Here is a 5,048-nt window from a genome sequence, read left to right on the forward strand (position 1 = left end):
GGCTGCCGGCGCCGGACGCCGATGTGACCGTCCTGTCCGGCGGCGAGCGCCGCCGGGTCGCGCTGTGCCGGCTGCTCCTGCTGCAGCCCGACCTGCTGCTGCTCGACGAGCCGACCAACCACCTCGACGCGGAGAGCGTCCAGTGGTTGGAGCAGCATCTCGCGCAGTACCCCGGCACCGTGCTCGCCGTCACCCACGACCGCTACTTCCTCGACAACGTCGCCGAGTGGATCCTCGAGCTCGACCGGGGCCGCGCCTACCCCTACGAGGGCAACTACTCGACCTACCTCGAGTCCAAGGCGCAGCGCATGAAGGTCGAGGGGCAGAAAGACGCCAAGCGCAAGCGCGAGATCGAGCGCGAGCTCGAGTGGGTCCGCTCCGCACCGAAGGCCCGGCAGGCCAAGAGCAAGGCGCGGCTCGCACGGTTCGAGGAGCTGGTCGCCGAGGCCGACCAGTCGCGGCCGGTCGACAGCGAGGCGATCCAGATCCCGCCGGGTCCCCGGCTCGGCTCGCTCGTCATCGAGGCCGACCACCTGCGCAAGGGGTTCGGCGATCGGGTGCTCATCGACGACCTGTCGTTCTCGCTGCCCCCCGGCGGCATCATCGGCGTCATCGGCCCCAACGGCGTCGGCAAGACCACGCTGTTCAAGATGATCGTCGGTCAGGAGCAGCCCGACGGCGGCAACCTGCGCGTCGGCGACACGGTGCAGCTGTCCTACGTCGACCAGGCCCGGTCCGGCCTCGACGCGCAGAAGACGGTCTGGCAGGCGGTCTCCGACGGGCTCGACTACATGAACGTGGGCAAGCGCGAGATGAACAGCCGCGCTTACGTCGCCTCCTTCGGATTCAAGGGACCCGACCAGCAGAAGCCGGTCGGCGTGCTCTCCGGCGGGGAGCGCAACCGGCTCAACCTCGCGCTCACGTTGAAGATGGGCGGCAACGTGCTACTGCTCGACGAGCCCACCAACGACCTCGACGTGGAAACGCTGCGCTCACTCGAGGATGCGCTCGAGGAGTTCCCGGGTTGCGCGGTCGTCATCAGCCACGACCGGTGGTTCCTCGACAAGGTGGCCACGCACATCCTCGCGTGGGAGGGCAGTGACGAGGACCCGGGCTCCTGGTTCTGGTTCGAGGGCGGCTTCTCCGACTACGAGAGCAACAAGCTCGAGCGGCTCGGGCCCGAGGCGGCCCGTCCCCACCGCGTCACCTACCGCAAGCTCGTGCGCGACTGAGCTACATGAGCCGCCCGGGCGGAGGGGTGTTGACCAGCGAGTTGGCCGCCGCGACCAGGTAGTCCCAGAAGAGTGCGTCCGTCTCGGGCTCGAGTGACAGCTCGTCCAGGGCGTCGCGCATGTGCCGCAACCACGCGTCCCGCGCCTGCTCGGTCACCGCGAACGGCACGTGTCGCTGGCGCAGCCGCGGATGCCCGCGCCGCTCGCTGTAGGTTCGCGGGCCGCCCCAGTACTGCTCGAGGAACATCCGCAGCCGCTCCTCCGCACCGGTGAGGTCGGCCTCCGGGTAGAGCGCCCGCAACTCCGGGTCGCCCGCGACTCCGATGTAGAAGCGGGCGACCAGCCGGCGGAACGTCTCGTGGCCCCCGACGGCGTCGTAGAACGACGTCTCGGGCGGCCGGCTCGAGGCGGGCTCGGGTCGCGCGGCGTCGGTCATGGTGCCCATTGTTTCCCGGCGTGGTGCCCAGGTGTATCTGTGGTGCGAGAGCCCGAACCCGACCGAGGAGGCACAGATGGCCACGACCCGCACCGCCAACGCCCACTGGGAGGGCGGGCTGCAGGACGGCAAGGGCAACGTGTCGCTCGACTCGTCGGGAGTCGGCTCGTTCGACGTGAGCTGGCCGTCGCGGGCCGAGTCGCCGGACGGGCGCACGAGCCCGGAGGAGCTGATCGCGGCCGCGCACGCGTCGTGCTTCGCGATGGCGCTGTCCAACGTGCTCGGCAAGCAGGGCAACGCGCCGGAGGCGCTCGACACCCGGGCCGACGTCGACTTCCAGCCGGGCAAGGGCATCACCGGCATCAAGCTCAGCGTTCGCGGCCGGGTGCCAGGCATCGACGCGCAGGCGTTCCAAGCCGCCGCAGCGGACGCGAAGGACAACTGCCCGGTGAGCCAGGCCCTGAAGGGCACCCCGATCACGCTCGACGCGTCACTCGCCTGAGCGAACCGACACCCGGACTTGCGGCGGTCGAGCAGGGGCGCCGGCCTGACATCTCGTGCCGGTGAGGGCACCCTCCGTGCGCGCTTCGCGGTTATCGGATTCACTAGAGGGGTGGAGCGTGGTGCCGAACCACCGCAAGCGCGGCCGGGGCGCGGTCGCTGATGGCCGTCGCCCTGGTGCTCAATGCCACGTACGAACCGCTGTGCGTGGTGCCGATGCGCCGGGCGGTGGTGCTGGTCCTCGCCGAGAAGGCGACCGTGGTCGCGGAGGCCGAAGGTCTGCTCCGGTCGGAGCGGCGGAGCATGCGGGTGCCGAGCGTCGTCCGGCTCAGCCGCTACGTCCGGGTGCCCTACCGGCGGTCGGCCCCGCTGACGCGGCGCGCCGTGCTCGAGCGTGACGGGCACCGCTGCGCCTACTGCGCCGGGCGGGCCGAGTCCGTCGACCACGTGATCCCGCGCTCCCGCGGAGGCGAGCACGTGTGGACCAACGTCGTCGCCGCGTGCGCCCGCTGCAACCACCGCAAGGCCGACCGGCTGCTCGCCGAGCTCGGCTGGACCCTGTCCTTCACCCCGGCCACGCCGCCCGCCACGATCGCGCTGCTCCTGGGCGTCGGCCGGCGCAACCCGTCGTGGGAACCGTTCCTGACACCGCTCACGATCCCGGCCGGGCGCCTGCCGGAAGGTTCCGTCCCGGCCGGCTGATCACCGTTTCGCCGGCCTGGGGCGTGGGCACTCGGCTGGGCGAGGAGGTGATCACCATCCGCACGGATGGCTATGCGCCCATAGGCTCCTATGCGGCGCTCGGCGACGGCCGCACGGTCGCGCTGGTCGCGACCGACGGCTGCATCGACTGGTACGCCCTGCCGACCCTCGACGCGCCCCCGGCCTTCGCCGCGCTGCTCGACCCCGAGCACGGTGGCCGCTTTCGGCTCGCCCCCGACGGCCCCTACGACGTCAGCCGCCGCTACGTCGACGAGACCAACGTGCTCGAGACGACGTTCCGTACGCCGCAGGGCACGGTCCGCGTGACCGATGCGCTCACCGTCGGCATGGCCGGCCCGCTGCCCTGGGCCGAGCTGGTCCGCCGGGTCGAGTGCGTCGACGGCTCGGTCACGATGCAGTGGCAGGTGCAGCCCGGCACGCGGTTCCGCCAGGCCCGGCCCTGGGCGCAGCAGCTCGACGGCGTACCCATCATCACCATCGGCGACCAGCAGATCGCCGTGCGGGCGTTCGACATCGGCGAGCCCCAGGTCCAGGAGCACCGTGTCACCGGTGTCGCCGCCATGGAGGCCGGCGACCGAGGGCTGCTGGCGATCTCGTCGGTCGACCAGGAGCCGCTGCGGTTGCCGAGCCGCGACGAGGTCGAGCGCCGGGTTGACGCGACCGTCGACTCCTGGCGGCGCTGGTCGCGCGAGATCGACTACGACGGGCCGTGGCGCGACGCCGTCGTGCGCAGCGCACTCGTGCTCAAGACGCTGATCTTCTCGCCCACCGGCGCGATCGCGGCCGCCCCCACCACGTCGCTGCCCGAGGCGATCGGGGGCGAGCGCAACTGGGACTACCGCTACTCGTGGATCCGCGACTCGTCGTTCACCATCGACGCGCTCATGCAGCTGCAGCTGCACGAGGAGGTGCACAAGACGCTGTCGTGGCTGCTGTCCACCATCTCGCGGACGGCGCCCGACCTGCACGTCTTCTACGGCCTCGACGGCCGGTTGGTGGAGGGCGAGTCGGAGCTCGACCTGCCGGGTTACCGGCACTCGCGGCCGGTTCGCAGCGGCAACGGCGCCGCTCGCCAGCAGCAGTTCGGGAACTTCGGTGACCTGCTGGAGTCGGTCTGGCTCTACGTGCAGCACGGCAACCGCATCGACGAGGGGACGGCCGACACCCTGTTCCGCGTCGCTGACCAGGTCTGCGACGTGTGGCGGCACAAGGACTCCGGCATCTGGGAGCTCGGCGACCACGAGGACTACACGATCTCGAAGATGGCCTGCTGGGTCGCCCTTGACCGGATGGTGCGGCTGGCCGAGTGCGGCCAGGTCTCTCCCCAGCACCTGCACCGCTGGCGCATCGAGCGGCAGGACATCAAGGGCTGGGTGGAGCAACACTGCTGGTCGGAGGCCAAGCGTAGCTACACCTTCCACGCCGGCACCGACGACCTCGACGCCAGCGTGCTGCTGGGCGGACGCACCGGCTTCGCCGACCCGAAGGGGGAGCGGTTCAACAGCACGATCGACGCGATTCGCAGCGAGCTGTCGGCCGGCCCGCTGCTCTACCGCTACAGCGGCATGCGGCAGAAGGAAGGCGCCTTCCTGGCCTGCTCGTTCTGGCTGGTGCACGCCCTCACGCTGGCCGGACGGCTCGAGGAGGCGCGTGCGCTGATGGACGAGCTGGTGGCGCTGGGCAACGACGTCGGGCTCTACTCCGAGGAGATGGATCCCGACACCTTGCAGATGCTGGGCAACTTCCCCCAGGGCCTCACCCATCTGGCACTCGTCACGGCGGCCGCGGCCTACACCGACGCCGTCGCCGGCCACTAGCGTCTGCCGGGTGGCGGATCTGCACGAGCTGGGCGCGGTGGAGCAGGCGGCGCTGGTACGCCGCCGCGAGGTCTCCCCGGTCGAGTTGGTGGAGCACTACCTTGCCCGGATCGAGCAGCGCTCCGCCGAGGTCGGCGCGTTCGTCACGGTCACTCCCGACGTGGCCCGCGCCCAGGCGCGGGCGGCGGAAGCAGCCCCCGGCACTGCCGATGACCTGTCGCCGCTGCACGGCGTACCCGTCGCGATCAAGGACCTGACCCGCACCGCGGGTGTGCGCACGACGTTCGGCAGCGCCGCCTTCACCGACGCCGTGGCCGACATCGACGACCACGTCGTCAC

General features: G+C 71.2%; 6 protein-coding genes. 5 read left to right on the top strand and 1 reads right to left on the bottom strand.

From position 1 onward, the window contains the following. Positions 1-1,232: energy-dependent translational throttle protein EttA (gene ettA, locus VFJ21_04200; GenBank protein HET7406323.1), on the top strand; the 1,232-nt coding region annotated here is incomplete at its 5' end. A 1-nt stretch (position 1,233) separates the two neighbouring features. Here the strand turns inward: ettA and VFJ21_04205 are convergent. Beyond that, positions 1,234-1,668: a globin gene (locus tag VFJ21_04205; GenBank protein ID HET7406324.1), complete on the bottom strand. Its 435-nt coding sequence runs from the start codon at positions 1,666-1,668 to the stop codon at positions 1,234-1,236. A 76-nt stretch (positions 1,669-1,744) separates the two neighbouring features. Between VFJ21_04205 and VFJ21_04210 the strand changes: the two genes are divergently transcribed. The 4 genes from VFJ21_04210 to VFJ21_04225 form a co-directional block, all read left to right on the top strand. Then, positions 1,745-2,170 (top strand): OsmC family protein, encoded by a 426-nt coding sequence (locus VFJ21_04210; protein HET7406325.1) that lies wholly within the window; start codon positions 1,745-1,747, stop codon positions 2,168-2,170. Positions 2,171-2,331: 161 nt separating this feature from the next. After that, the gene (locus tag VFJ21_04215; GenBank protein HET7406326.1) at positions 2,332-2,871 is read left to right on the top strand and encodes an HNH endonuclease; all 540 of its coding nucleotides are present in this window, start codon (positions 2,332-2,334) and stop codon (positions 2,869-2,871) included. 23 nt (positions 2,872-2,894) lie between these two features. Beyond that, positions 2,895-4,709: a glycoside hydrolase family 15 protein gene (locus tag VFJ21_04220; GenBank protein ID HET7406327.1), complete on the top strand. Its 1,815-nt coding sequence runs from the start codon at positions 2,895-2,897 to the stop codon at positions 4,707-4,709. Between the two features lie 10 nt (positions 4,710-4,719). Beyond that, positions 4,720-5,048: amidase family protein (locus VFJ21_04225; protein HET7406328.1), on the top strand; the 329-nt coding region annotated here is incomplete at its 3' end.

The sequence above is a fragment of the Mycobacteriales bacterium genome (genome assembly GCA_035690485.1).
Taxonomy (GTDB): domain Bacteria; phylum Actinomycetota; class Actinomycetes; order JAFAQI01; family DASSKL01; genus DASSKL01.

Coding starts and splice junctions, on each gene's coding strand:
- VFJ21_04210 (HET7406325.1), top strand. CDS start 1,745: ATGGCCACGACCCGCACCGCCAACGCCCACTGGGAGGGCGGGCTGCAG.
- VFJ21_04205 (HET7406324.1), bottom strand. CDS start 1,668: ATGACCGACGCCGCGCGACCCGAGCCCGCCTCGAGCCGGCCGCCCGAG.
- VFJ21_04215 (HET7406326.1), top strand. CDS start 2,332: ATGGCCGTCGCCCTGGTGCTCAATGCCACGTACGAACCGCTGTGCGTG.